The following is a 22,711-nucleotide window of genomic DNA, read 5'->3' as shown; positions in this document are numbered from 1 at the left end:
TCAGGCGCGAGGGTCGCGTCTGGCGCGGCGATTGACCAGCGGGCGCCGGTACGAAGGATCGTCCTGGCTGCGCGACGAGGTTCCGTTGGCCTGGATGTCGGGCACGTCCGCGAACGGAATCGGCAGCGTCGGCACCAGGCCGGACCATTCGATCAGGTTCGTGCGCAGCGCGATCTTCCATTCGCCACCACGCTTCTCGAAGCGATCGAGGTAGCGGCCGCCGGCGATCCAGTTGGTTTCGTCGTGGTTGCGGCCCACGAACAGGTAATAGGTTTCGCTGTGCGCCACGTCGCCGTCGAACTCGACGCTGTGATTGAGGATGTTGTGATGCGTCGCCACCTGGCCGGCCTCGTGCATCGGCTGCGCCCAGTCGTAGCAGCCCGCGACATCGCCGACGTAAGGGCCGGCCGCCATTTCGGCGTCGGCATGGAACGCGGACAGCAGCAACTCGCGGTCGAATCGGTCCATGCCGCGGCAGAAGCGCGTCAGGCAGTCGAGGATGTCCTGGCGATCGAGCAGGGCATCGAGCCGGGTCTGGCGGTCGACGGATGCGGGTGCGGATTTACTTGCCACGGTAGTCGACCTCCGCGATCGGCTTCCAGATCGGCGAGCCGCGCGTCGCGCGCGCCGACGGAATCACGTTGCCGTTGATGTCGGTGATGCCGAGTTCCTGCGCGAGCTCGGCGGTGATGAATTCGCCGCCCGAGCGCTGCATGAGATTCGGATCGGCGGCCAGCGCCGCGATCACGCGGCCCGGATGCTCGACGCTGCTGCCGGTCATGTTGGTGATGGTCTTGGTCATCTTGTGGCCCATCCTGGCGAGGTTGTCCTGCGCCTTTTCGGTCAGGGTCAGGCCCTGCCAGAGCGTCAGCGAGGCGACGTTGTAGGGCTGCAGCTCGATCGCCATGTCGCGCGCCATGCGGTCGGTGGCCGACTTCGAGGTGCCGAAGACCACGCCATAGGTGTACGTCACCGCGGCGAAGCCCGAGATCGCGACGATGAGCCCGGATTTCTGCGGGGCCATGATGCGTGCCGCGTGCCAGGCCGCGACGTAGTTCGACTTCACGCCGACGTCCCACATCTGCAGGTCGGACAGCGACTTCTCCCAGAATGGCTTGGGATCGAGCAGATCGTCGGTCAGCTGGAAGGCGTTGTTGACGAGGATGTCGAGCCGGCCCTGTTCGCGCTGCACCTGTTCGAACAGCGCTGCCACCTTGGCGTCGTCGGCGTGATCGACCGCGACGGCGATGCCGCGTCCGCCTGATTCGCGGCCGCGCTCGCTGCATTGCGCGGCGGTTTCGCCGACCGTGCCGGGCAGGTAGTACGAGCCCGGCGTCACCGTGCGGCCGGTGACGTAGACGGTGGCGCCCTGTTCGGCGAGCACCAGGGCGATGCCGCGTCCGATGCCGCGGCTCGCGCCGGTGACGACGGCGACTTTTCCTTTGAGCGGATACATGTCGTGTTCCTCGGGCTCAGGCACGCTTGAAGAAGCGGTCGCTATGATCGTCCCGCGTGCGGCCCGTGTAGTGCGCGCCCGAGAACGGCGTACCCATGAGCCCCTGCGACCAGTCGGCCGAGACGCCGCCGTTCTGCACCCAGTCGTAGAGCATCGTGCGCTCTGCGATGCGCCACTGGCCTTCGCGTTTTTCGAAGCGATCGAGATAGCGTCCGCCGATGGTGAAATCGCGCTCCTCGCTACCGAGGTTCACGCGGTGATACGAACTCACGAGCGTTTCGGCGAGCGCCGTGGCGCCGTGCAGTTCGATGACGGTCTGGCCGAGCAGGTGCTGCGTGAGCACGATCGCCGGCGAGCCCGGCACGACCCAGTCCAGGTAGGCGTCGAACGAGCCCTTGAAGATGCCGAAGTCGGTCGTCGAATCGGGCCAGTACGCGGCGCGGATGAGGGCGGCGTCGCGACGGTCTTCGCCGCGCGCGAGGCTGGCGATGCGATCGCGGATCTGTTCGCGATCGAGCAGCGCGCCCAGCTGTTCGCTGATGTCGTTCATGGGTTCTCCTGTCGGGGTTCTGGTGAGCTCAGCCCTTGCGGGCCATCTCGAAGCTGCGCGCAAGGTGATCGCCGAAGCCCGAAGGCAGCGGCGGGAACGTCCACTGCCGCGCCGGATCGCGGATCGCCTCGATGTGGGCGCCGACGTCGTCGATCGACCACGACGGCCGGTAGACGCCTTCGGTTTCGGTGATGAAGGCGCGTGCGATGCGCCCGGCCATCGAGACCAGCATTTCACCGCTGATCGAGCAGCTTTCGTGCGCGAGCCAGCCGACCACGGGCGCGACGAGATCCGAGCCCATCGGCGGGTACTGCGACACGTCGAGCCCTTCGGCCATGCGTGTGACGGCGCCCGGCAGAATGATGTTGCTCCTGATGCCGTGCGGCGCGCCTTCGAGCGCGACGACGTTGTTGAGACCGATCATGGCGGACTTCGAGACCGCGTACGGAACGCCCTGCGGAATGCTGTAGAGCCCGCCGATCGACGAGGTCAGCACCACGCGGCCGTAGCCGGCCTGTTTCATGTGCGGAAACGCGGGGCGCACCACGTTGAACGCGCCCATCAGATGCACGCCGAGCACGGATTCGAAATCCGCGTGCGATATCTGGTCGAGCGCGCCGTAGCGCACGTTGCCCGCGTTGTGGATCAGCACGTCGATGCGGCCGAAGCGCTCGATCGCCGTGTCGATGATCGCCTGGCCGCCGGCTGCCGTGGCCACCGAATCGATGCAGGTGACCGCGCTGCCACCGGCGGCTTCGATCTCGTCGACGACCGCCTGCGCAGGGCCTGCATCGCGACCTTCGCCGCTGAGGCTGCCGCCGATGTCGTTGACGACGATCTTCGCGCCCTTGCTCGCGAGCAGCAGCGTGTATTCGCGTCCGAGTCCACGCCCGGCGCCCGTGATGACGGCGACGCGGCCGTCGAATCTGCTGTCGTTCGTCGGCATCAGCTCACCACGCGTCCGCCGTTGACGCCGATGGTCTGGCCGGTCACGTAGCCCGATTCCTCGGCCGCGAGCCAGGCGGCCGCGTTGGCGATGTCTTCGGGCTCGCCGGTGCGGCGCACGGGCAGGGTCTTGAGCAGCTGCTCGGTCGAGATCGGGAAGCGATCGCGGGTGGCTTCCGACATCAGCGTGTTCATGACCGAACCGGGCGGAATGTTGTTGACGGTGACGCCCAGCGGCCCGAGTTCGCGGGCGAGCGTGCGCGTGAGCGCGATCACGCCGCCCTTGGACGCGGAGTAATGCGCCATCGTTTCGGCGCCGGTCTGCGCGCTCGACGAGGAGATGTTGATCACGCGCCCCCCCCAATGCGCGGCCTTCATGTCCGGCAGCACGAGCTGGGTGACGATGAAGGTGCCCTTGAGATTGATCTCCATGACCTTGTCCCAGGCGTCGTCGGTGAGTTCCTCGAACGGGCAGTAGCCGGTGATGCCGGCGTTGTTCACGAGCACGGTCACCGGGCCGAAAGCCTCGCGCAATCGCGAGAGTGCAGCGCTCATCTGCTTGCGGTCGGCGATGCTCGCGGCGAGCGCGATGGCCTGGCCGCCCGCGGCGCGAATCTCGGCCGCGACGCTTTCGGCGCCGTCGAGATTCAGATCGAGTACGCCGACCGCCATGCCATCACGCGCGAAGCGCAGCGCCACCGCGCGGCCGATGCCTGCGGCGGCACCGGTTACCAAAGCCGTTTTCGTCGTCATGCCTTGTCGCTCCTCCGGATCGCAACCATTTGAATTATTGGACGTATCACCATGTAATACGACACTGGTGTTTATTGATACACTATAAGCGGATCGGGTCGGCCAGTGCCAGACGAGCCGCGTTCGCAGCGTGAGTGGAAGGAGGGCTTCTGAGCGTCAAACGCAGTCAGAGCGGTTCGCGGGTCTTGAACGTGCTCGAAACGATCGCGAGTCATCAGCCGATCGGCGTGCGGGCGCTCGGGCGCCTGCTCGAAGAGGACAAGAGCGCGGTCCAGCGCGCCCTGATGACCCTGGCCGACGACGGCTGGATACGCCCGACGCGCGAGCCTCAGATTCGCTGGGAACTGACGGCGCGCATCCTGACCGTCGCCAACAACGCGCAGGGCAACAACGATTTGCGCAAGCGGGCGCGCCCGCTGCTCGAGCGGCTGCGGGACGAATGCGGTGAGACGGTTCTGCTGGTGCTGCCGGATCAGCAGCAGTTCGTGATCGCCGATGTGATCGAGAGCCGGCAGGTGCTGCGCATGGTGCCCGAGCTCGGCTATCCGGTCGCGGCGCGCAACACCTCGACCGGTCGCGCGATGCTGCCGTATCTCGACGACACGCGGCGGTTGGCGCTGCTCGGCGCGGAGCCCGACGCCGCCATGCGCGCAAGCTTCGACGCGACGCGAAGCCTCGGCTATGCGATCAGCGACGGCGAGATCAATCCGGCCGCATCGAGCATCGCCGCCGCCATTCTCGAACGGGATGGCTCGGCGATCGGCGCGGTGGTCGTCACGGCCCCGAAAGAGCGCATCGATGCTCGCTCGCTCGCGAACATCGGCAAGCTGGTTGCGCTGACGGCGAGAGACCTTTCGCGCAGCGAGTGATCAGCGCGCGGTTCCGGCGGCCACTTCGGACATCGCCGAGGTGTCGCTGCTCCGGGGCGCCGTGTGCGGACTCGGCTGCCGATGGAACAGGCGATCGAGCGCCAGGTAAACCACCGGCGTCGTGAACAGCGTGAGCAGCTGGCTCAGCAGCAGGCCACCGACGATCGCGAAGCCGAGCGGCTGGCGCAGCTCCGAGCCCATGCCGAGGCTGAACATCAGCGGCACCGCGCCGAGCAGGGCGGCAAGCGTGGTCATCATGATCGGGCGGAAGCGCACCAGGCAGGCCTTGTGCACGGCCTCGCGCGGCGACAGGCCTTCCTCGCGCTGCGCATGCAAGGCGAAATCGACCATCAGGATGCCGTTCTTCTTGACGATGCCGATCAAGAGCACGATGCCGATCATCGCCATGATCGAGAAATCGAAGCCGAAGGCCGACAGCATCCAGATCGCGCCGATGCCGGCCGAGGGCAGCGTCGACAGGATCGTCAGCGGATGCACGAAGCTCTCGTAGAGCACGCCGAGGATGATGTAGACGGCGAGCAGCGCGGTGAGGATCAGCACGGGCTGGCTCGCGAGCGAATCCTGGAAGGCCTGCGCATTGCCGCGGAAGCTGCCGCTGTACTCGGTCGGCATGCCGATCTCGGCCTGCAGCGCCTGCACCATGTTGACGACGTCGCCGAGTGCATAGCCCGGCGCGAGGTTGAACGAGATGTTCGCCGACGGAAACAGGCCATCGTGCGCGATCGACAACGGACCGGCGGCGGTCGGCTGCACGCTCGCGAGGGCCGACAGCGGCACCATCTCGCCGGTCAGCGGCGAGCGCAGGCGGAAGTAGTCGAGGCTGTTGATGCGCCCGCGCAGCGCCGGATCGATTTCGAGAATGACCTTGTACTGATTGGTCTCGGTCTGATACTCGCTGATCTGGCGCTGGCCGAAGGCATCGTAGAGCGCCTGGTCGATGTCGGCGGTGGACAGGCCGAAGCGCGCGGCGGCGGCGCGATCGATGACGAGCTTGGTGACGGCGGCGCCGAGCTGCAGATCGCTCGAGACGTCGCGCACCATCGGCGAAGACTTCATGCGATCGACGAGCTGATCGGCCCAGCGCGTGAGCCCGTCGCTGTCGGGGCCCTTGAGCGCATAGAGAAACTGCGCGCGACCGGTGCGGCCGACGTTGACGTCCTGGTTCGTGCGCAGGAACAGCTGCACGCCCGGAACCTGCGCCGTCTTGACGCGAATGCGGCTGATGAACTCTTCGGCGCTGACGTCGCGATCCTCGACGTTCTTGAGCGAGATCAGGAAGGTTCCGTTGCTCATCGAGTTGCCGCCGAAGCTTCCGCCGATCGACTGGATCATGCCGTCGACGGCCGGATCGGCGAGCAGGATCTCTTCGAGCAGCTTGTTCTTGACGCGCATGTCTTCGTACGAGATGTCTTCGGCCGCCTGCGAGTTGCCGAACACGAAGCCGGTGTCCTGGATCGGGAAGAAGCCTTTCGGAATCTTCACGTAGCTGTAGACCGCCAGCGCGAGCGTCGCCGCGAAGACGCAGAGCATCGTGCGCTGATGCGCCAGCGTCCACATCAGGCCGCGATCGTAGAACGCGATCAGGCGTTCGGAGAATCCGCCGGGCTTGTGCGCCGGAGCCGACTTCATGAAGCGCGAGGCGAGCATCGGCGCGAGCGTCAGCGAGGCGACCACCGAAATGAGGATCGCGGCGGTCAGCGTCAGAGAGAACTCGCGGAACAGCCGGCCCACGGTTCCGCCCATGAACAGCAGCGGGATGAAGGCCGCGACGAGCGAAAAGCTGATCGTGACGACCGTAAAGCCGATTTCGGACACGCCCTTCAAGGCCGCATGGCGGAAGGATTCGCCGGCTTCAAGATGACGGTGAATGTTCTCGACGACGACGATGGCGTCGTCGACGATGAAACCGACGCCGACGATCAGCGCCACGAGCGTGAGATTGTTGAGTGAGAAGCCTAGCGCGTACATCGCCGCGGCGGTGGCGATCAGCGCCACGCTGAGCACGGCCGCGACGATCGCGGTGGCCGACAGCTGGCGCAGGAACAGGCCCATGACCATGATCACGAGGCCGATCGCGATCGCGAGCGTGATCTCGACCTCGTGCAGCGAGGCGCGCGTGGTGCGCGTGCGGTCCGACAGCAGTTCGAGCTCGACGCCGGCCGGCAGCAGCGTGCGCAGGCGCGGCAGTTCGGCGATGACATGATCGGCCACTTCGATCAGGTTCGCGCCGGGCTGGCGACGCACGATCAGGCCGACCCCGCGCTCGCCGTTGATCCAGGCGGCCTGGTAGTCGTTCTCGGAGCCCTGGATCACCTGCGCGACGTCGCCGAGAAACACCGGCGTGCCGTTGCGATAGCTCACGACGAGGCTCTTGTAGTCCTCGGTGCTGAAAATCTGGTCATTGGTCGCGATCGTCGAGATGCGCTGCGAGCCGTACAACGCGCCCTTGGCCTGGTTGACGCTCGCATTGCGGATGGCGGTGCGCAGGTCGGCGAGCGTGAGGCCGACGGCGGCGAGCTTTTCGGGCGCGGCCTGGATGCGCAGGGCCGGTTTGCGCTGGCCATACAGATCGACGGTGGCGACGCCTTCGACCTGCGAAATCTGGCGCGCGATCAGGGTTTCGGCGAGGTCGGACAGCTCGGTCAGCGGCAGCAGCGTCGACTGCATGCGCAGCATCAGGATCGGGCCGTCGTTCGGATTGACCTTGCGCCAGGTCGGCAGGCTCGGCAGGTCGGACGGCAGGCGCGAGGTGGCCGCGTTGATCGCGGCCTGCACTTCCTGCGCGGCGACGTCGATGTCTTTGTCGAGCGTGAACTGCAGCGTGATGCTGGTGCTGCCGAGCGAGCTGTTCGAGGTCATGTCGGTGATACCCGGCACGCCGGACAACTCCACTTCGAGCGGCGTGGCGATGGACGAGGCCATCGTCTCGGGGCTCGCACCGGGCAGGCGGGCACTGACGTGGATCGTCGGCAGGTCGATCTCGGGTACCGCGGCGACCGGCAGCAACGGAAACGAGAGCAGGCCCAGGAACAGGATGCCGACCGTCATCAGCACCGTGGCGATCGGGTGATCGATGAACCAGCCGGACAGGCCGGGGCGCGTGAGGCTTTGCTGGGCTCGGCTCAGAGGGGGCTGCGAGTCGTTCTGCATGGTCGTTCCGCGGGAGCGGTTGCGAGTGGAGGCGCGGTTTGCCGAAGCTCGAGCGAGCACGGGATCGTGGGCCGCATACTGCATCAGCGACTCTGTTCTCTCGTTGTCGCCAAGCTTGCAGGAATGTCAGCTGCGATGCGGCCGCCCAGGCTTTTCGGGTCGCGCACGATACCACCCTCGGTTCATCGCTCCCGGCGCGTCCTGATGAAATTCGCGCATGCATCCTGCGGGTTTTGCATAGTTTCGACGATCTGTCGGCAACAGCAGCGCGGGCGAGGAGGGCGCGGCACCCGTGCCGTGGCCACGAGGCTGGCCGTAGCCCCTGGCTGGCGAGACGCGCAGGCGCCGCACAAGCGTGCAAAACGCGGAGGGCTCGTACCAAACGCAGGGTCGTCGCGGGCATGCAAAGGGCAAGCGTTCAAAAAAGCACGCAAAGCGACAAGACGGTTCGCGGCTTCGAAAACGAGTATGGCCTCCGTCGCCCTCACTCACCCAATCGAAGGAACCGAAACGATGTCCATCAAGGCCACTCCCACCCCTGGTGCCAAGCTCCTCGCGCCGACCGATCACGCGCTGATCCTGATCGACTTCCAGTCGCAGATGGCGTTCGCTACCAAGTCGATCGATGCGGTGAACCTGCGCAACAACGCGGCGCTGATCAGCAACGCGGCGGCCGGCTTCAAGGTTCCGACCATCCTGACCACCGTCGCCGAGAAGAGCTTCTCGGGCCCGATGTTCTCCGAAATCACCGACGCGTTTCCGGGCCAGAAGCTGCTCGATCGCACCTCGATGAACACCTGGGAAGACGCCGCCGTGATCGATCAGGTCAACGCCATCGGCAAGACGCGCCTGGTGTTCGCCGGCCTGTGGACCTCGGTCTGCATCGTCGGTCCAACGCTGTCCGCTCTCGACCAGGGCTTCGAGGTCTACGTGATCGCCGATGCCTGCGGCGACGTGTCCGACGAGGCGCATGAGCGTGCGATGGAGCGCATGATCCAGGCCGGCGTGCGTCCGATGACCTCGCTGCAGTACCTGCTCGAACTGCAGCGCGACTGGGCGCGTGGCGAGACCTACGAGATGACCACCGGCTTCGCCAAGAAATTCGGCGGCGCCTACGGCCTCGGCGTGACCTACGCCAAGACCATGTTCAACGCGCACGAGGGCTGATCATCATGAGCACGTTCAAAACCAGCGACGGCACCGAGATCTATTTCAAGGATTGGGGCAGCGGCAAGCCCGTTCTGTTCAGCCACGGCTGGCCGCTCGACGGCGACATGTGGGAAAAGCAGATGCTGTTCCTGTCGCAGCGCGGCTATCGCACGATCGCCTTCGATCGCCGTGGATTCGGCCGCTCGAGCCAGCCCTGGGATGGCTACAACTACGACCGTTTCGCCGATGACATCCACGAGCTGATCGAGCATCTGGGGATCGAAGAAGTCACGCTCGTGGGTTTCTCGATGGGCGGCGGCGACGTGACGCGCTACATCGCGCGCCACGGCAGCAAGAAGATCGCCAGGCTCGCGCTGCTCGGCGCGGTGACGCCGTACTTCATCCAGAGCGCGGACCATCCCGAAGGCGTTCCGGCCGAAGTGTTCGAGGGCATCGCGGCTGGACTGGTCAAGGATCGCGCCCAGTTCATCAGCGACTTCGCGGCTCCGTTCTACGGCACCAATCACGGCCAGCAGGTTTCGGCCGGTGTGCTCACGCAGACGCTCAACATCGCGCTGCTGGCCTCGATCAAGGGCACGCTCGACTGCGTCACCGCGTTCTCCGAGACCGACTTCCGCCCGGACATGGCGAAGATCGACGTGCCGACGCTGGTGATCCACGGCGACGACGACCAGATCGTGCCGTTCGAAGCCACCGGCAAGCTCGCCGCGCAGATGATCAAGGGTGCCCAGCTCAAGGTCTACGCGGGTGCTCCGCACGGCTTCGCGGTGACGCATGCGGACCAGCTCAACGCCGATCTGCTGGCGTTGCTGCAAGCCAGCTAAGCACGCCTTTCTCCCTCTCCCTCCGGGAGAGGGCCGGGGTGAGGGACGCTCGGAAACAGTAAGCCGGCTGATGACCGAGATGCCCTCATCCGCCCCTCCGGGGCACCTTCTCCCGGAGGGAGAAGGCAAGCACCCAACGACTCGTGGAATGCCGATGAAACCCTATCTGTTCTCGCTGGCCGCCGGTCTTCTGGTCGGCGTCATCTACAGCCTGCTCAACGTCCGCTCGCCGGCACCGCCCGTGATCGCCTTGATCGGCCTGCTGGGTATTCTCGTCGGCGAGCAGATTCCGCCGCTCGCGCGCCAATTGCTGCAGAAGGAAACGCCCGCGGTGTCCTGGCTGGGCCATCAAGTGAAACCCCACGTCTTCGGCCACCTGCCGCAAGGGACCAAGACGGCGCGCAAGGAGCAAGCATGAGCAAGGAAACGCAAACCAAGGCCACGCCCGATCTGATCCTGCATCGCGGCCTGTTCGTCACGCTCGATCGCAAGAACCCGACGGCCGACGCGGTCGCGATCAAGGACGGCAGGTTCCTCGCCGTCGGCCGCAGCCACGAGATCATGGCGCTCGCGGGCGACAGCACGAAGATCATCGATCTGCGTGGGCGCCGCGTGCTGCCGGGCCTGATCGACAACCACTTGCACATCATTCGCGGTGGCCTGAATTTCAATCTCGAACTGCGCTGGGACGGCGTGCGCTCGCTCGCCGACGCGATGGCGATGCTCAAGCGCCAGGTCGCGATCACGCCGGCTCCGCAATGGGTGCGCGTGGTCGGCGGCTTCAGCGAGCACCAGTTCGCCGAGAAGCGCCTGCCGACGCTCGAAGAACTCAACGCCGTCGCGCCCGATACGCCGGTCTTCATCCTGCATCTCTACGATCGCGCGCTGCTCAACGGCGCCGCGCTGCGCGCCGTCGGCTACACGCGCGATACGCCGAACCCGCCGGGCGGCGAGATCCTGCGCGATGCCAACGGCAATCCGAACGGCCTGCTGCTGGCCAAGCCGAACGCCGGAATCCTCTATTCGACGCTTGCCAAGGGCCCGAAGCTGCCGCTCGAATACCAGATCAATTCCACGCGCCACTTCATGCGCGAGCTCAACCGCCTCGGCGTCACCGGCGCGATCGATGCGGGCGGCGGCTTCCAGAACTATCCCGAAGACTACGAGGTGATCCAGAAGCTCTCGCAGGAAGGCCAGCTGACGATCCGCCTCGCTTATAACCTCTTTACGCAGAAGCCCAAGCAGGAGAAGGAAGACTTCCTGCGCTGGACGCAGTCCGTGAAGTACCAGCAGGGCGACGATTACTTCCGTCACAACGGCGCCGGCGAAATGCTGGTGTTCTCGGCGGCGGATTTCGAGGACTTTCGCCAGCCGCGTCCGGACATGGGCCCGGAAATGGAAGGCGAGCTCGAACAGGTGGTGCGCATCCTCGCGCAGAACCGCTGGCCCTGGCGCCTGCACGCCACTTACGACGAAACCATCAGTCGCATGCTCGACGTGTTCGAGCGCGTGAACCAGGACATTCCGCTGCAAGGCCTGAACTGGTTCTTTGATCACGCCGAAACCATTTCGGAGCAGTCGATCGAGCGCATCGCCGACCTCGGCGGCGGCGTCGCCGTGCAGCATCGCATGGCCTACCAGGGCGAATACTTCGTCGAGCGCTACGGCCATGGCGCCGCCGAGGCGACGCCGCCGGTCGCCAAGATCCTGCAGGCCGGCGTGAAGGTTTCGGCCGGTACCGACGCCACGCGCGTGGCCTCGTACAACCCCTGGGTTTCGCTGTCCTGGCTCATCACCGGCAAGACCGTTGGCGGCATGCAGCTGTATCCGCGCCGCAACTGCCTCGATCGCGAGCAGGCGCTGCGCATGTGGACCGAGAACGTCACCTGGTTCTCGAACGAAGAAGGAAAAAAAGGTCGTATCGAGGCGGGTCAGCTCGCCGATATCGTGGTGCCGGATCGTGATTTCTATGCCTGCGCCGAAGACGAGATCGCCGATACCACATCGCTGCTGACGATGGTCGGCGGCAAGGTCGTCTACGCGGCCGGAGAGTTCGCCTCGTTCGACGAATCGGCTCCGCCGCCGGCGATGCCGGACTGGTCTCCGGTGCGCAGGTTCAAGGGCTACGCAGCCTGGGGCGATACGCGGCCCGCATCGCAGCAGCAGCGCGTCGCCGCCGCGAGCTGCGCCTGCTCCAACAGCTGCGGCGTGCACGGTCACGCGCATGCGACGGCCTGGTCGAGCAAGCTGCCGATCTCCGACCTGAAGAGCTTCTGGGGCGCGCTCGGCTGCGCTTGCTGGGCGGTCTGATGCAGGCCCTGCACCGCGTGATCGCGAGCCAGGCGCTGCGCAGGCTCGCCTTGCTCGCGCTCTGCGCCGCCTATCTGCAAGGCGGCTGGAACAAGCTCGGCGATTTCAACGGAGCGATCGCGGAGATGCAGCACTTCGGCCTGGCGCCGGCGGCGCCGCTCGCGGCGCTGGTCATTGCGCTCGAACTCGGCGCCGCGCTGATGATCGTGAGCGGCTTCGGACGCTGGCTGGCAGCGCTCGCGCTCGCCGCCTTCACGCTGGCCGCGAGCTTCGTCGCCAATCGCTACTGGACGCTCGCCGACGGGCACGAACGCTTCATGATGGCCAATGCGTTCTACGAGCACCTCGGACTGGTCGGCGGCTTCCTGCTCGTCGCCTGGATGGACCTGCAGCCACGCAAGGAAGACAAGCCGTGAGTGCCAATGCCTCGGGCAGCTTCGCTCCGCTCAGAAGACCGGTGTTCGCCGCCTTGTGGGCGGCGACCGTGCTCGGCAACACCGGCAGCTTCATGCGCGACGTCGCGAGCGCATGGCTCGTGACCGATCTTTCGCCGAGCCCGGCCGCGGTCGCGATGATCCAGGCCGCTGCGACCTTGCCGATCTTCCTGCTCGCGATTCCGGCCGGCGTGCTGTCGGACATCCTCGATCGCCGGCGCTTTTTGATCGCGGTGCAGCTCATGCTCGCACTCGTGAGCCTGTGCCTGCTGCTGCTCTCGCGCGGGCAGATGCTGACGATCGAGCTGCTGATCGCCCTGACTTTCGCGGGCGGCGTCGGCGCCGCGCTGGTCGGCCCGACCTGGCAGTCGATCGTGCCGGAGCTCGTGCCGAAACCCGAGCTGCGCAACGCGGTCGCGCTGAATTCGCTGGGCTTCAACATCGCACGTGCGATCGGCCCCGCGGCCGGTGGCCTGCTGCTCGCGAGCTTCGGTCCTTCGACGACCTACGGAGCCGACGTCGCGAGCTACGCGCTCGTGATCGCGGCGCTGCTCTGGTGGAAGCGCTCGCCGCATGCGGATGACGGCCTGTCCGAGAACTTCCTCGGCGCCTTCCGTGCGGGCCTGCGCTACGCGCGCTCGAGTCGCGATCTGCATGTCGCGCTGTTGCGCGCGGCGGTGTTCTTCCTGTTCGCGAGCGGCGTCTGGGCCTTGCTGCCGCTGGTCGCGCGCCAGCTGCTCGGTGGTGGCGCGGGCTTCTACGGCCTGCTGCTCGGCTCGGTCGGTGCCGGCGCGATCGGCGGCGCCGTGCTGCTGCCGCGCCTGCGCGAGAAGGCGGGTTCGGACACGCTCGTGCTCGGCGCTTCGATCGTCGCCGCGGCGGTCATGGCGCTGCTCGCGCTCGCACCGCCGAAGCCGGTCGCGGTCGTGCTGCTGCTGGTGCTCGGCGCGGCCTGGATCGCGGCGCTGACGACCTTCAACGGCGTCGCGCAGGCGATCCTGCCGAACTGGGTGCGCGGCCGTGGGCTCGCGATCTACCTGATGGTGTTCAATGGCGCGATGACGGCCGGCAGCCTGCTGTGGGGCACGGTCGGCAGCGTCATCGGCGTGCCGGCGACCTTGTGGCTCGCCGCCGCCGGCCTCGTGGTGATCGCATCGATCTTCCACCGCGTGAAATTGCCGAGCGGCGAGGCCGATCTGGATGCCTCCAATCACTGGCCCGAGCCGCTGATGGCGGAGCCCGTGGCGCACGATCGCGGCCCGGTGCTGATCCTGATCGAGTACCGCGTAGAGCAAGCCCAGCGCGGCGAGTTCCTGCGCGCCCTGTACAGGCTGGAACCCGTGCGGCGTCGCGATGGCGCCTACGCCTGGGGCATCACCGAGGATGCGGCCGATCCGCAGCGCTACGTCGAATGGTTCCTGGTCGAGTCCTGGGCCGAGCATCTGCGCCAGCATCGCCGGGTCTCGCATGCGGGCGCCGACCTGCAGGGCGAGGTCCTGCGTTTCCATGTCGGCGATGCGCCGCCCAAGGTCGACCACTTGCTGAGCATCCCCGAACACATGGCGCGTCTCTGAGCATGGCCTCGCGGACCTACGGCCCGCTGCTGGCGCTCGCAGCACTGGGCGCGAGCCACTACGCCGAGGCGCAGACGCGCCCGGCGATCGAATCGAATCGCTGGCACGAGGATTGGTCGGTGCTCGCCGACCCGGCCCTGCGCACGCAGCCGCTCGACGATCTCAAGTATCTCGCGCTGCCGGCGCTCGATCCGCAGGCCTATCTGTCGCTCGGAGCGAACCTGCGCGAGCGTCTGGTGACGCAGCAGGAGCCGGCCTTCGGCATCGGGCGTGAAGGCGATACCTACCTGCTGCAACGCGCCCAGCTGCATGCGGACCTGCACTTCGATGAGCATTGGCGCGCGTTCACGCAGATCGAGGATGTGCGCGCGTTCGATCGCAAGGCACCGGCGCCGACCGACGACAACCGCGTCGATCTGCGCCTGGCCTTTCTGATGAGCGAGCATCGGCTCGGTGATGGCCTGCTCAAGACGCGCGTCGGCCGGCAGGATTTTCTGTTCGACCTGCAGCGCTTCGTCTCGCTGCGCGATGGCCCGAACCTGCGCCAGTCCTTCGATGCGATCTGGGCCGATTACGAGCTCGAGCCCTGGAGGCTCATCGGCTTTCTGAGCCGGCCCCTGCAGTATCGCGACGACGAGGCCTTCGACGACCGCTCCGATCGGCACTTCGCGTTTCACACGCTGCGGCTAGAACGCCACGTGCTCGGTGACAACGAGCTCTCGACCTATTACTCGCGCTACGAACTCGACGACGCCGGCTACGCCGATGCCAGTGGCGACGAGCGTCGCGACGTGTTCGACCTGCGCTTCGCGGGCCGCAAGGCCGCTCTCGACTGGGACTTCGAAGGCATGTGGCAAAGCGGGCGCGTCGGCGATGCGGACGTCCGCGCCTGGGCTGTCGGTGCCAAGGCCGGCTATGTGTTGTCGTCGGTGAAGCTCAAGCCGCGCATCGGCCTGCAGGCGGACGCCGCATCGGGTGACCGCGAAGCCGGCGACGGGCGCCTGCAGACCTTCAATCCGCTGTTTCCGAACGGCGGCTATTACTTCAGCGACGCCGGCTATACGGGCTACGTGAACCTGATCCACGTCAAGCCTTCATTGACGATCACGCCGGCCACGCCGCTCAAGCTCACGGCTGCGCTCGGTCTGCAATGGCGGCAGACCAGCGCCGATGCGGTTTACGTGCAGCCCGACGTGCCGCTGCGCGGAACCGCAGGCGAGGGTGGTCGCTGGACCGGCGCCTATCTGCAGTTGCGCGCGGACTGGAAGATCAACGCGCAGCTGTCGGCCGCGATCGAAGGCGTGCACTACGACGTTGGCCAAGCCTTGCGCGCCGCGGGCGGCAGAGACAGCGACTATCTCGGGGCGGAGTTCAAGCTCGCGTGGTAAGCGGCCGGCCGGCTCGCCGGGATTCCGGAGCGCATCGCGCGAAGCCGCAGTTCACGCGCAGGCCGGGTTGGCGCGAAAGCGCTTAAGCCGCCGCTGAGCGCCGAGCGAGGCAAGCGTGGCTTATGCAGCTTCGCCGCCGGCCCACTCCACGCGCATCGCATTGTTGGATGCCGCCTGCTTGGCCGGCACGCAGCGCCTGCAGAACGCGCCGATCGCCGACAGCGCGTCGACCGACGAACTCAGGTAGAGCGCCTGCAGATGAAACACGTGCCAGCGCCCGGCGTGGATTTCGAGCTGCACCTGCACACCTTGCGCGGCCGCGCGTTCGGCGAGGCGTGTCGAGTCCGACAGCAGGATCTCCTGGTCGCCGACGTGGATCAGCATCGGCGGCAGACCGCTCAGATCGCGTTCGAGCAAAGTCGGGCCCTGGGCTCCGTACCAGGCGATGCCCTGGTGCAGCCAGCCGACGCGGATCATCGGATCGACGCCCGCAAGCCTGCGGACTGTGTCACCACCCAGCCTGTGATCGGTGAACGGCGAAATCAGCGCGAGTCCGGCCGGGGCCTGGCCCTGGTCACGCATGCGCAGGCCCACTTCGAGTGCGAGCGCTCCGCCGGCCGAATCGCCCGCGACGACGATGCGCTCCGGCCGGATGCCTTGCGCGACCATCGCCTGCACGCAGGCCATCGCATCGTCGATCGCGGCCGGATGCGGATGCTCGGGCGCGAGCCGGTAGTCCGGCGTCCACACCGGCAGCTGCGATGCGAGCGCGAGATGCGAGGTGATGCTGCGATGCGAGCGCGGACTGCCGAGGCAGAAGGCGCCGCCGTGCAGGTACAGGATCGCGGCGTCGCTCGACGCGCGCCGGGCGCTCGTGACGACGACCGCGCGGCCGGCGACGCTTTTCGTTTCGCTGTGCGTGCCGAAGCGCTTCGGCATCAGCGTCACGATCGCGGCGACCACGGCGCGCTCGACGCCGACCGGAAACGGTGGGCCGATGAAGGCGCGGAACGTCGTGCGCAGAATGCCGCGCATGAGCGCCGCGCTCGCGCGTTCGAATGGCGCGACCGGCGCTGGAATCGTCAGCGCCGTGAGCGAGCCCGTCGACGGCAGCGCCGCCGCGAAGCGATACGCACGCAGGCTGCTGTAGCGCGTCATGAAGCGGTACGAGAGCGTGAAGCCTGGCCAGTTCGTGCTGTTGTGCCCGTTGGCGTCGACGTACCAGCTCTTGCAGCCGTTCCAGACCGTTGCGCCGAGCCGTTGCTGGATGCACAGGTTGTAGCGCGTGTGACGCTCGGCCTGCACTTCGACGACGTTCGCACGCTGCATCCGCATGCGCCCGATGCAACGCATGACGTGCCAGATCTGGCTTTCGAGCATGTAGACGATGGAGTTGTGGCCGAGATTGGTGTTCGGGCCATACAGCATGAAGAAGTTCGGAAATCCCGGAACCGTCATGCCGAGGTAAGCCATCGCACCACCGAGCCAGGCCTCGTTGAGATCGAGCCCGCGACGGCCGCGGATGCTCATCGGCGCGAGGAATTCGGTCGCCGCGAAGCCGGTGCCGTAGACGATCGCATCGACCTCGTGCACGCGCCCGTCCTGGGTTTCGACGCCCTTGGGCACGATGCGCCGGATCCCGTCGGTCACGAGCTCGACGTTCGCCCTCGACATCGTCGTGAGGTAGTCGTCGCTGAGCAGGATGCGCTTGCAGCCGATCGGGTAATCGGGCGTGAGCTTGGCGCGCAGCGCAGCATCCGGAACGTTGCGCGCGAGCATGCGGCGGAACGGCCATTCCACCGCGATCTTCATGAGCGACTTGAAGCGCGTGAACGCGAGCGCGCGCGCCTCGTAGCGCAGGTAGATGCCGAGCCGGTACAGCCGGCTCAGCGCCGGCACCGCGTGCATCAGGTGCTTTTCGAATGCGCTGTAGGCGCGGTCGGACCGATTCATCATCCAGGCCGGCGAACGCTGGAACACCGTCAGTCGCTCCACCTGCGGCGCGATCGCCGGAATGAACTGGATCGCCGATGCGCCGGTGCCGACCACGGCCACGCGCTTGCCGGCCAGGAGGTAGCTTTCGTCCCAGGTCGCCGAATGAAAGCTTCGCCCCTCGAAGCTCTCGATGCCCGCGATCTTCGGCGTCGCCGGCCGGCTCAGCTGGCCGACGCCGCTGATGAGCAGTTTCGAACGCAGCTCCGAGCCGTCGCGCAGCAGCACGATCCACAGATTCTCGGCCTCGTCGTAGCGCGCCGAATGCACCTCGGCGCCGAAGCGCAGATGGCGCAGCAGCTCGTACTTGCTCGCGCAGTGACGCAGGTAATCGGCGATCTCGGGCTGGCGTGAGAACACGTGCGTCCAGTCCGGATTCGGCTCGAACGAATAGGAGTACAGGTGCGAGGGCACGTCGCAGGCCGCACCCGGATAGCGGTTGTCGCGCCAGACGCCGCCGACGTCGGCGGCTTTTTCGAGGATCACGAAATCGTCGATGCGCTCGCGCCTCAGCGCGATGCCCATGCCGATGCCGGCGAAGCCGGCGCCGATGATGATTGCCGCGAGCGGACTGCCGTGCTGGCTCATGCGTTCTCCTGCACGCCTTTGGTCTGGGATGAAACGGTGGCGCTTTCGTCGGAGCCTATGCTCGGTCCGGCGGCGTCCGCGGGCCATGTCCGGCGGGGTCTTTTTATTTATTATTCGGGCCAAGTCATGGCCCGAAACGGAAAATCAGCCGCGTGATCTTTTGGGATTTCAAGCGCAGCCCGGCGAGCGTGGACCTGCTCGTGGGCTTCGGTGCGGAGCTCGGCCTGCCGGCTTCGGCGCTGCTCAAGGGCAGCGGTATCTCGATCGCGCAGCTCAGCGATCCGAATGTCGAACTCGCCGCGGTCAAGGAGCTCAAGGTCATCGCCAATCTCGTCAAGCTCAGCGGAGCGCCGAGCGGGCTCGGATTGCAGGCCGGTCTGCGCTATCGGATCACGACCTACGGGCTCTGGGGTTACGGGCTCATCAGCAGCGCGACCGCCGCCGATGCGCTCGCGATGGCGCTGCGCTACCTGCCGCTGACGTATCTGTTCAACCAGATTCTCTATCGGCGCCAGGCCGGCGTGGCGACGATGCATTTCGACGCGCCCGATTTCACCGACGACCTGCGCCGCTTCGTGATCGAGCGCGATATGGCCGCCGCCGCGGCGCTCATGGGCGAACTGGTCGGCGAGAGCTTCGCGCTCACGCGCCTGCAATTGCAGCCCGAGGAACGCGGAAAAGGCAGCCGGCGCCTGTTCGGCGTCGAGCCGGTTTATGCGGCGAGCAGCAACCAGCTCAGCTTCGATGCGAGCCTGCTCGCCCGCAAGCTGCCGGGAGCCAATCCGATCACCGCCGCGCTATGTGAGCAGCTCTGCGCGGAATTGCTGCGCAGGCGCACGACGCAGGCCAGCACCGGCGACGTGATCCGCCAGTATCTCGAGATACCCGGCGCACCGCTGCCCGACCTCGCGACGATGGCGAAGCATCTCAACACCAGCGAGCGCACGCTCAAGCGCCGGCTGCAGGGCGAGGGAACCTCGTTTCGCCTGCTGGTCGAAAACCGCCGGCGCGCCTTGGCGCGTGAGCTGCTGCGTGAAGGCAAGCTCAGCATGTCGGCGATCGCGGAGCGCCTGGGTTTCGCCGATGTGTCGAGCTTCTCGCAGGCGCACAAGCGCTGGCACGGCGTTTCGCCGAAGGCGAGGCGCCAGGTCTAGCGCCGCGCCGGAGCCGCGCGAAGCGCTCGACCACCGCTTTCGCGCTTACTTCGCCGGTACGTAATGCAGGCGGAACGGCAGCTTCGGCGCCTGGTCCTTGAGCGCCGGGTCGAGCAGATAGCCGTTCTGGCCTTCGCTGACCCAATAGCCCTGACCGACCTGCACGACGCCGGTCGGAACGGTGAAGCCGTCCTTGATTGTTTCGACGTTCGCGCTGTCGCCACTGATGACGAGCTTGTCGAGGCTGCCGCCGCCTTCGACGAGCAGCAGCGCGCCGTCACTGCCGAGGCGCAGCGCATCGGGCTGGTTGAGCGGGCGAGAAGTCTTGAGTTCCGTCACGCCGCCGGCGACGCCGTTCTTGACCTCGACGCGCAACAGCTCGCCCGAGCCGATCTTGTTGACGATCAGATTGCCGCTCGCATCGAACACCAGGCCATCGAGGCCACCGCCGTTCTTCGGTGCGAACAATGGATCGTTCTTCCAGACGCTGAGCGACTTCTGGTCGGCCGACAGCTTCAGGATCTGTGGCGCGAGCGTGTCGGTGACGTACACCGCACCGCTGCCATCGAGCGCGATGTCGTTGCAGATCGAGCCCTCGGCCGGCGGGAAGGCTGCGCTGATTTTTTCCTTGCCGCTGGCGAGGTCGAAGCCCTTCAGGAAGCTGCCTTTCTGCGTGCCCGGGCTGGCGATGCCGATGACGGTCATGTCGTTGCTGCAGACCCACAGCAGCTGGCGCGATTCGTCGACGAGCACGCCGAGCGTGGAGCGCGTTCCCGCTGCGCCAGGTGCGAGCCAGACTTCGGGCTTGCCCTGCGGGCGAATGCGCAGGATGCCGCCGCCTTCGAGATTGCTCACGTAGAGCGTACCGTCGCGGCTCGCGGTGATGCTCTCGGGAAAGGCGCGCTTGCCCGGCAGTTCGATCGAGCTCGGGGCGCCGGCGCTGGCGCTGAAGGAAGCGGCAGCGAGGGCCGCGGCGAAGATGCTGGTCTTGACTCTAAACATGAAAACTCCTCAGAGAATTGAAAGTCGCGGCGCAAGCGCACTCGTTTTTTTCGGGCACGAAAAGGCCCGACCGGTGTGCTTGCGCCCGGTTGCGTCGGTACAACGTTCTCGTGAGGGCCAGCTTTTTGCCGGCTTCTGAACCCCTAGATCGGTGTCTGGGGCTTGATGGTTTTATCGAGCAGCGCGAAGGTTTCGACGAGATGCGTCTTCAGCTGGCCACGTCCTTCATTCGCGAGCCATTGATCGAGTGCGGTGCGAAAGCTGCCGACACCGATGCGGGCGAGCAGGGGCGCCCTGACTTCCAAGTGCGACTCGGCCGGCAGGCGTTCGAGCAGCACGGCAGCAATGCGATCCTCCCATTCCGCATGCTTTTGCAAACTGTATTGGCGCAGGCTCGGATCGCGATCGATCATGTAGGCCAGCGAGTAGGAATCGACGCCGCTGCTCGCGAGCTGTCGCGACAGGGCGATGAAGATTTCGAGCAGCGACAGCAGCGGCGCTTCTTTCGCGGGCCTCGATCGCAGCGAAGCTTCGAGAAAGTCCGACATGCCGCGCATCGCGGCCATCAGGATGTCGCCCTTGGTCTCGAAGTAGCGGAACAAGGTGCGCCGCGAGATTTCGGCCGCGTCGGCGATCTGGTCCACCGTCGTCGCATCGAAACCCTGCTGCACGAACAGGCGCAGGCCCGCATCCATGACGTCCTGGCGCACGCGCTCCTGCTTGCGCTCGCGCAGGCCGGGTTTGCTCGTGGGTTCGGACGCGGCGGCATCGATCATGTGGCGCACGATAGTGGCACTTGGTGTCATTTGCAATCGAGTGCCAGTACAACGCAAGACGACATCCGACGATCTTTACGATGGCCCGTCAGACAGCCGCCGGCGCAAGCTGCCTGTCCCCTCTCCCGCGTGCGGGAGAGGGTGGCCCGAAGGGCCGGGAGAGGGAGGCGGGCGGAAAATGCGTGCCCTATCCAAGCAGCCCCTCTCTCCCCGCTGCGCGGGACTCTCTCCCGCAAGCGGGAGAGAGGACCATCAACAGCCCAAACAGCCTGAGTAGACTGTGCGCAAGCTCAGCACTCGCTCAATAAAACCATGCTCGACAAAGCCCGCATCCGCCAGCACATCGAGACGCTCTGGGAAGACGAGATCGTCCCGCAGCTGGTCGAATACATCCGCATTCCGAACAAGTCTCCGATGTTCGATCCGCAATGGGCCGAGCATGGCTATATGGACGATGCGGTGAAGCTCATGGAGAAATGGGCGCGCGGCAAGCTCGGCTCGCTGCCTGGTGCGACGCTCGACGTGCTGCGTTTGCCGGGCCGCACGCCGCTGATCGTCGTCGACGTGCCGGCCAGCGACGGCCGAGTCTCCGACGACTGCGTGATCCTCTACGGCCATCTCGACAAGCAGCCCGAAATGAGCGGCTGGGCCGACGGCCTCGGGCCGTGGATACCGCTGCGCAAGGGCGACAAGCTCTATGGTCGCGGCGGCGCCGACGATGGCTACGCGATCTTCGGCTCGCTTGCCGCGCTGCTCGCCCTGAGCGAACAGAAAGTGCCGCATGCGCGCTGCGTGCTGCTGATCGAGGCCTGCGAGGAATCGGGCAGCTACGACCTGCCGTTCTACGTCGATCACCTCAAGTCGCGGCTTGGTTCACCGTCGCTCGTGATCTGTCTCGACTCGGGCTGCGGCAACTACGACCAGCTCTGGCTCACGACGAGCCTGCGCGGCATCGCGGGCGGCAACCTGCGCGTGCAGGTGCTTGAAGAAGGCGTGCATTCGGGCGATGCGTCGGGCGTGGTCGCATCGAGCTTCCGCATCCTGCGGCAGCTGCTGTCGCGGCTAGAGGACGAAACCAGTGGCGCGATCAAGCCGGCCGATTTCCACGTCGATATTCCAGCCCAGCGCATCGCGCAGGCGCGGAACGTGGCGCAGGCGCTCGGCGACGAGTTGTACAGCAAGTTCCCGTTCGTCGACGGCATGCAGCCGGTCACGAACGACTTGTCCGAACTCGTGCTCAACCGGACCTGGAGACCCGCGCTTGCGATCACCGGCGTCGACGGCCTGCCGCCGCTCGCGAGCGCAGGCAACGTGCTGCGTCCGCAAACGGCCGTGAAGCTGTCGCTGCGCCTGCCGCCGACGCTCGATGGCAAGCAGGCTTCCTCCGCACTCAAGCGCATCCTCGAAGCGAACCCGCCTTACGGCGCCAAGGTCACGCTCGATATCGAGAAATCCGGCAGCGGCTGGAACGCGCCGGCGCTGTCCTCATGGCTCGAGGACGCGGTGGCCGAAGCTTCGCAGGATTATTTCGGCCAGGGCCCGATGTACATGGGCGAGGGCGGCACGATTCCGTTCATGGGCATGCTCGGCGAGAAATTTCCGGCCGCGCAGTTCCTCGTCACCGGCGTGCTCGGTCCGCACTCGAATGCGCATGGGCCGAACGAATTCCTGCATCTGCCGACCGGCAAGCGCGTGAGCATGGTGGTGGCCGACGTGCTCGCCAAACATGGAGCGCAGCCGGCGAACGCCGCATAG

The 22,711-nt window shown here is 66.4% G+C and carries 19 protein-coding genes; 10 read left to right on the top strand and 9 right to left on the bottom strand.

What is annotated here, in order from left to right:
* Genes AC3WUM_RS20555 through AC3WUM_RS20535 form a run of 5 tightly spaced genes read right to left on the bottom strand, consistent with a single transcriptional unit; the run spans position 1 to position 3,704 of the window.
* A complete protein-coding gene (locus AC3WUM_RS20555; RefSeq protein WP_492412659.1) occupies positions 1-573 on the bottom strand; it encodes a nuclear transport factor 2 family protein in 573 nt (190 codons plus the stop codon).
* Complete coding sequence (locus AC3WUM_RS20550) at positions 563-1,456, bottom strand: SDR family NAD(P)-dependent oxidoreductase (RefSeq protein WP_492412658.1); 894 nt, start codon at positions 1,454-1,456, stop codon at positions 563-565. Before AC3WUM_RS20550 ends, AC3WUM_RS20555 begins: the two co-directional genes overlap by 11 nt.
* 16 nt (positions 1,457-1,472) lie before the next feature.
* Positions 1,473-2,006: a nuclear transport factor 2 family protein gene (locus tag AC3WUM_RS20545; protein WP_492412656.1), complete on the bottom strand. Its 534-nt coding sequence runs from the start codon at positions 2,004-2,006 to the stop codon at positions 1,473-1,475.
* Positions 2,007-2,034: 28 nt separating this feature from the next.
* Positions 2,035-2,952 carry an SDR family NAD(P)-dependent oxidoreductase gene (locus AC3WUM_RS20540; protein WP_492412654.1) on the bottom strand — a complete coding sequence of 306 codons (918 nt, stop codon included), beginning with the start codon at positions 2,950-2,952 and terminating at the stop codon, positions 2,035-2,037.
* Complete coding sequence (locus AC3WUM_RS20535) at positions 2,952-3,704, bottom strand: SDR family NAD(P)-dependent oxidoreductase (protein WP_492412653.1); 753 nt, start codon at positions 3,702-3,704, stop codon at positions 2,952-2,954. Before AC3WUM_RS20535 ends, AC3WUM_RS20540 begins: the two co-directional genes overlap by 1 nt.
* A gap of 191 nt (positions 3,705-3,895) precedes the next feature.
* Here AC3WUM_RS20535 and AC3WUM_RS20530 point away from each other — a divergent pair, with 191 nt between their 5' ends.
* Positions 3,896-4,573: an IclR family transcriptional regulator gene (locus AC3WUM_RS20530; RefSeq protein ID WP_492412759.1), complete on the top strand. Its 678-nt coding sequence runs from the start codon at positions 3,896-3,898 to the stop codon at positions 4,571-4,573.
* Here AC3WUM_RS20530 and AC3WUM_RS20525 read toward each other — a convergent pair whose 3' ends face one another.
* Complete coding sequence (locus tag AC3WUM_RS20525; RefSeq protein WP_492412651.1) at positions 4,574-7,744, bottom strand: efflux RND transporter permease subunit; 3,171 nt, start codon at positions 7,742-7,744, stop codon at positions 4,574-4,576.
* 513 nt (positions 7,745-8,257) lie between these two features.
* Here AC3WUM_RS20525 and AC3WUM_RS20520 point away from each other — a divergent pair.
* The 7 genes from AC3WUM_RS20520 (at position 8,258) to AC3WUM_RS20490 (ending at position 15,444) form a co-directional block, all read left to right on the top strand.
* Positions 8,258-8,911: a hydrolase gene (locus AC3WUM_RS20520; RefSeq protein WP_492412649.1), complete on the top strand. Its 654-nt coding sequence runs from the start codon at positions 8,258-8,260 to the stop codon at positions 8,909-8,911.
* A gap of 5 nt (positions 8,912-8,916) precedes the next feature.
* A complete protein-coding gene (locus AC3WUM_RS20515; protein ID WP_492412647.1) occupies positions 8,917-9,738 on the top strand; it encodes an alpha/beta fold hydrolase in 822 nt (273 codons plus the stop codon).
* 154 nt (positions 9,739-9,892) lie between these two features.
* On the top strand, positions 9,893-10,156 hold the full coding sequence (locus AC3WUM_RS20510; protein ID WP_492412758.1) for a XapX domain-containing protein: 264 nt from the start codon (positions 9,893-9,895) through the stop codon (positions 10,154-10,156).
* Positions 10,153-12,048, top strand: coding sequence for an amidohydrolase (locus tag AC3WUM_RS20505; protein WP_492412646.1), 1,896 nt, complete (start codon positions 10,153-10,155; stop codon positions 12,046-12,048). The genes AC3WUM_RS20510 and AC3WUM_RS20505 overlap by 4 nt, the downstream gene beginning before the upstream one ends.
* Positions 12,048-12,464 (top strand): DoxX family protein, encoded by a 417-nt coding sequence (locus tag AC3WUM_RS20500; protein ID WP_492412644.1) that lies wholly within the window; start codon positions 12,048-12,050, stop codon positions 12,462-12,464. The genes AC3WUM_RS20505 and AC3WUM_RS20500 overlap by 1 nt, the downstream gene beginning before the upstream one ends.
* Positions 12,461-14,056 (top strand): MFS transporter, encoded by a 1,596-nt coding sequence (locus AC3WUM_RS20495; RefSeq protein WP_492412643.1) that lies wholly within the window; start codon positions 12,461-12,463, stop codon positions 14,054-14,056. Before AC3WUM_RS20500 ends, AC3WUM_RS20495 begins: the two co-directional genes overlap by 4 nt.
* A 2-nt stretch (positions 14,057-14,058) precedes the next feature.
* The gene (locus AC3WUM_RS20490) at positions 14,059-15,444 is read left to right on the top strand and encodes an alginate export family protein (RefSeq protein WP_492412641.1); all 1,386 of its coding nucleotides are present in this window, start codon (positions 14,059-14,061) and stop codon (positions 15,442-15,444) included.
* Between the two features lie 120 nt (positions 15,445-15,564).
* Here the strand turns inward: AC3WUM_RS20490 and AC3WUM_RS20485 are convergent, their stop codons facing one another.
* Positions 15,565-18,024 carry an alpha/beta hydrolase fold domain-containing protein gene (locus AC3WUM_RS20485; protein WP_492412640.1) on the bottom strand — a complete coding sequence of 820 codons (2,460 nt, stop codon included), beginning with the start codon at positions 18,022-18,024 and terminating at the stop codon, positions 15,565-15,567.
* A gap of 152 nt (positions 18,025-18,176) precedes the next feature.
* Between AC3WUM_RS20485 and AC3WUM_RS20480 the strand changes: the two genes are divergently transcribed.
* Positions 18,177-19,178: an AraC family transcriptional regulator gene (locus AC3WUM_RS20480; protein WP_492412638.1), complete on the top strand. Its 1,002-nt coding sequence runs from the start codon at positions 18,177-18,179 to the stop codon at positions 19,176-19,178.
* Between the two features lie 45 nt (positions 19,179-19,223).
* On the opposite strand, the gene AC3WUM_RS20475 is transcribed toward AC3WUM_RS20480, so the two are convergent.
* Together AC3WUM_RS20475 and AC3WUM_RS20470 are read right to left on the bottom strand one after the other, a co-directional pair.
* Positions 19,224-20,180, bottom strand: a complete 957-nt coding sequence (locus AC3WUM_RS20475; protein ID WP_492412637.1) for a Vgb family protein — start codon at positions 20,178-20,180, stop codon at positions 19,224-19,226.
* A gap of 143 nt (positions 20,181-20,323) precedes the next feature.
* Positions 20,324-20,986 (bottom strand): TetR family transcriptional regulator, encoded by a 663-nt coding sequence (locus AC3WUM_RS20470; RefSeq protein ID WP_492412636.1) that lies wholly within the window; start codon positions 20,984-20,986, stop codon positions 20,324-20,326.
* A 282-nt stretch (positions 20,987-21,268) separates the two neighbouring features.
* Between AC3WUM_RS20470 and AC3WUM_RS20465 the strand changes: the two genes are divergently transcribed.
* The gene (locus tag AC3WUM_RS20465) at positions 21,269-22,711 is read left to right on the top strand and encodes a M20 family metallopeptidase (RefSeq protein WP_492412635.1); all 1,443 of its coding nucleotides are present in this window, start codon (positions 21,269-21,271) and stop codon (positions 22,709-22,711) included.

This window comes from Hydrocarboniphaga sp. FW305-C-57 (assembly GCF_058783045.1).
Note: the sequence above shows the minus strand (reverse complement) of the source record. Positions and strands in the feature narration are given on the sequence as shown.

Excerpts from the sequence above, each read along its gene's own strand:
- AC3WUM_RS20550 (WP_492412658.1), bottom strand. The coding sequence starts at position 1,456 with ATGTATCCGCTCAAAGGAAAAGTCGCCGTCGTCACCGGCGCGAGCCGC.
- AC3WUM_RS20545 (WP_492412656.1), bottom strand. The coding sequence starts at position 2,006 with ATGAACGACATCAGCGAACAGCTGGGCGCGCTGCTCGATCGCGAACAG.
- AC3WUM_RS20540 (WP_492412654.1), bottom strand. The coding sequence starts at position 2,952 with ATGCCGACGAACGACAGCAGATTCGACGGCCGCGTCGCCGTCATCACG.
- AC3WUM_RS20535 (WP_492412653.1), bottom strand. The coding sequence starts at position 3,704 with ATGACGACGAAAACGGCTTTGGTAACCGGTGCCGCCGCAGGCATCGGC.
- AC3WUM_RS20525 (WP_492412651.1), bottom strand. The coding sequence starts at position 7,744 with ATGCAGAACGACTCGCAGCCCCCTCTGAGCCGAGCCCAGCAAAGCCTC.
- AC3WUM_RS20520 (WP_492412649.1), top strand. The coding sequence starts at position 8,258 with ATGTCCATCAAGGCCACTCCCACCCCTGGTGCCAAGCTCCTCGCGCCG.
- AC3WUM_RS20515 (WP_492412647.1), top strand. The coding sequence starts at position 8,917 with ATGAGCACGTTCAAAACCAGCGACGGCACCGAGATCTATTTCAAGGAT.
- AC3WUM_RS20510 (WP_492412758.1), top strand. The coding sequence starts at position 9,893 with ATGAAACCCTATCTGTTCTCGCTGGCCGCCGGTCTTCTGGTCGGCGTC.
- AC3WUM_RS20505 (WP_492412646.1), top strand. The coding sequence starts at position 10,153 with ATGAGCAAGGAAACGCAAACCAAGGCCACGCCCGATCTGATCCTGCAT.
- AC3WUM_RS20500 (WP_492412644.1), top strand. The coding sequence starts at position 12,048 with ATGCAGGCCCTGCACCGCGTGATCGCGAGCCAGGCGCTGCGCAGGCTC.
- AC3WUM_RS20490 (WP_492412641.1), top strand. The coding sequence starts at position 14,059 with ATGGCCTCGCGGACCTACGGCCCGCTGCTGGCGCTCGCAGCACTGGGC.
- AC3WUM_RS20485 (WP_492412640.1), bottom strand. The coding sequence starts at position 18,024 with ATGAGCCAGCACGGCAGTCCGCTCGCGGCAATCATCATCGGCGCCGGC.
- AC3WUM_RS20475 (WP_492412637.1), bottom strand. The coding sequence starts at position 20,180 with ATGTTTAGAGTCAAGACCAGCATCTTCGCCGCGGCCCTCGCTGCCGCT.
- AC3WUM_RS20470 (WP_492412636.1), bottom strand. The coding sequence starts at position 20,986 with ATGACACCAAGTGCCACTATCGTGCGCCACATGATCGATGCCGCCGCG.
- AC3WUM_RS20465 (WP_492412635.1), top strand. The coding sequence starts at position 21,269 with ATGCTCGACAAAGCCCGCATCCGCCAGCACATCGAGACGCTCTGGGAA.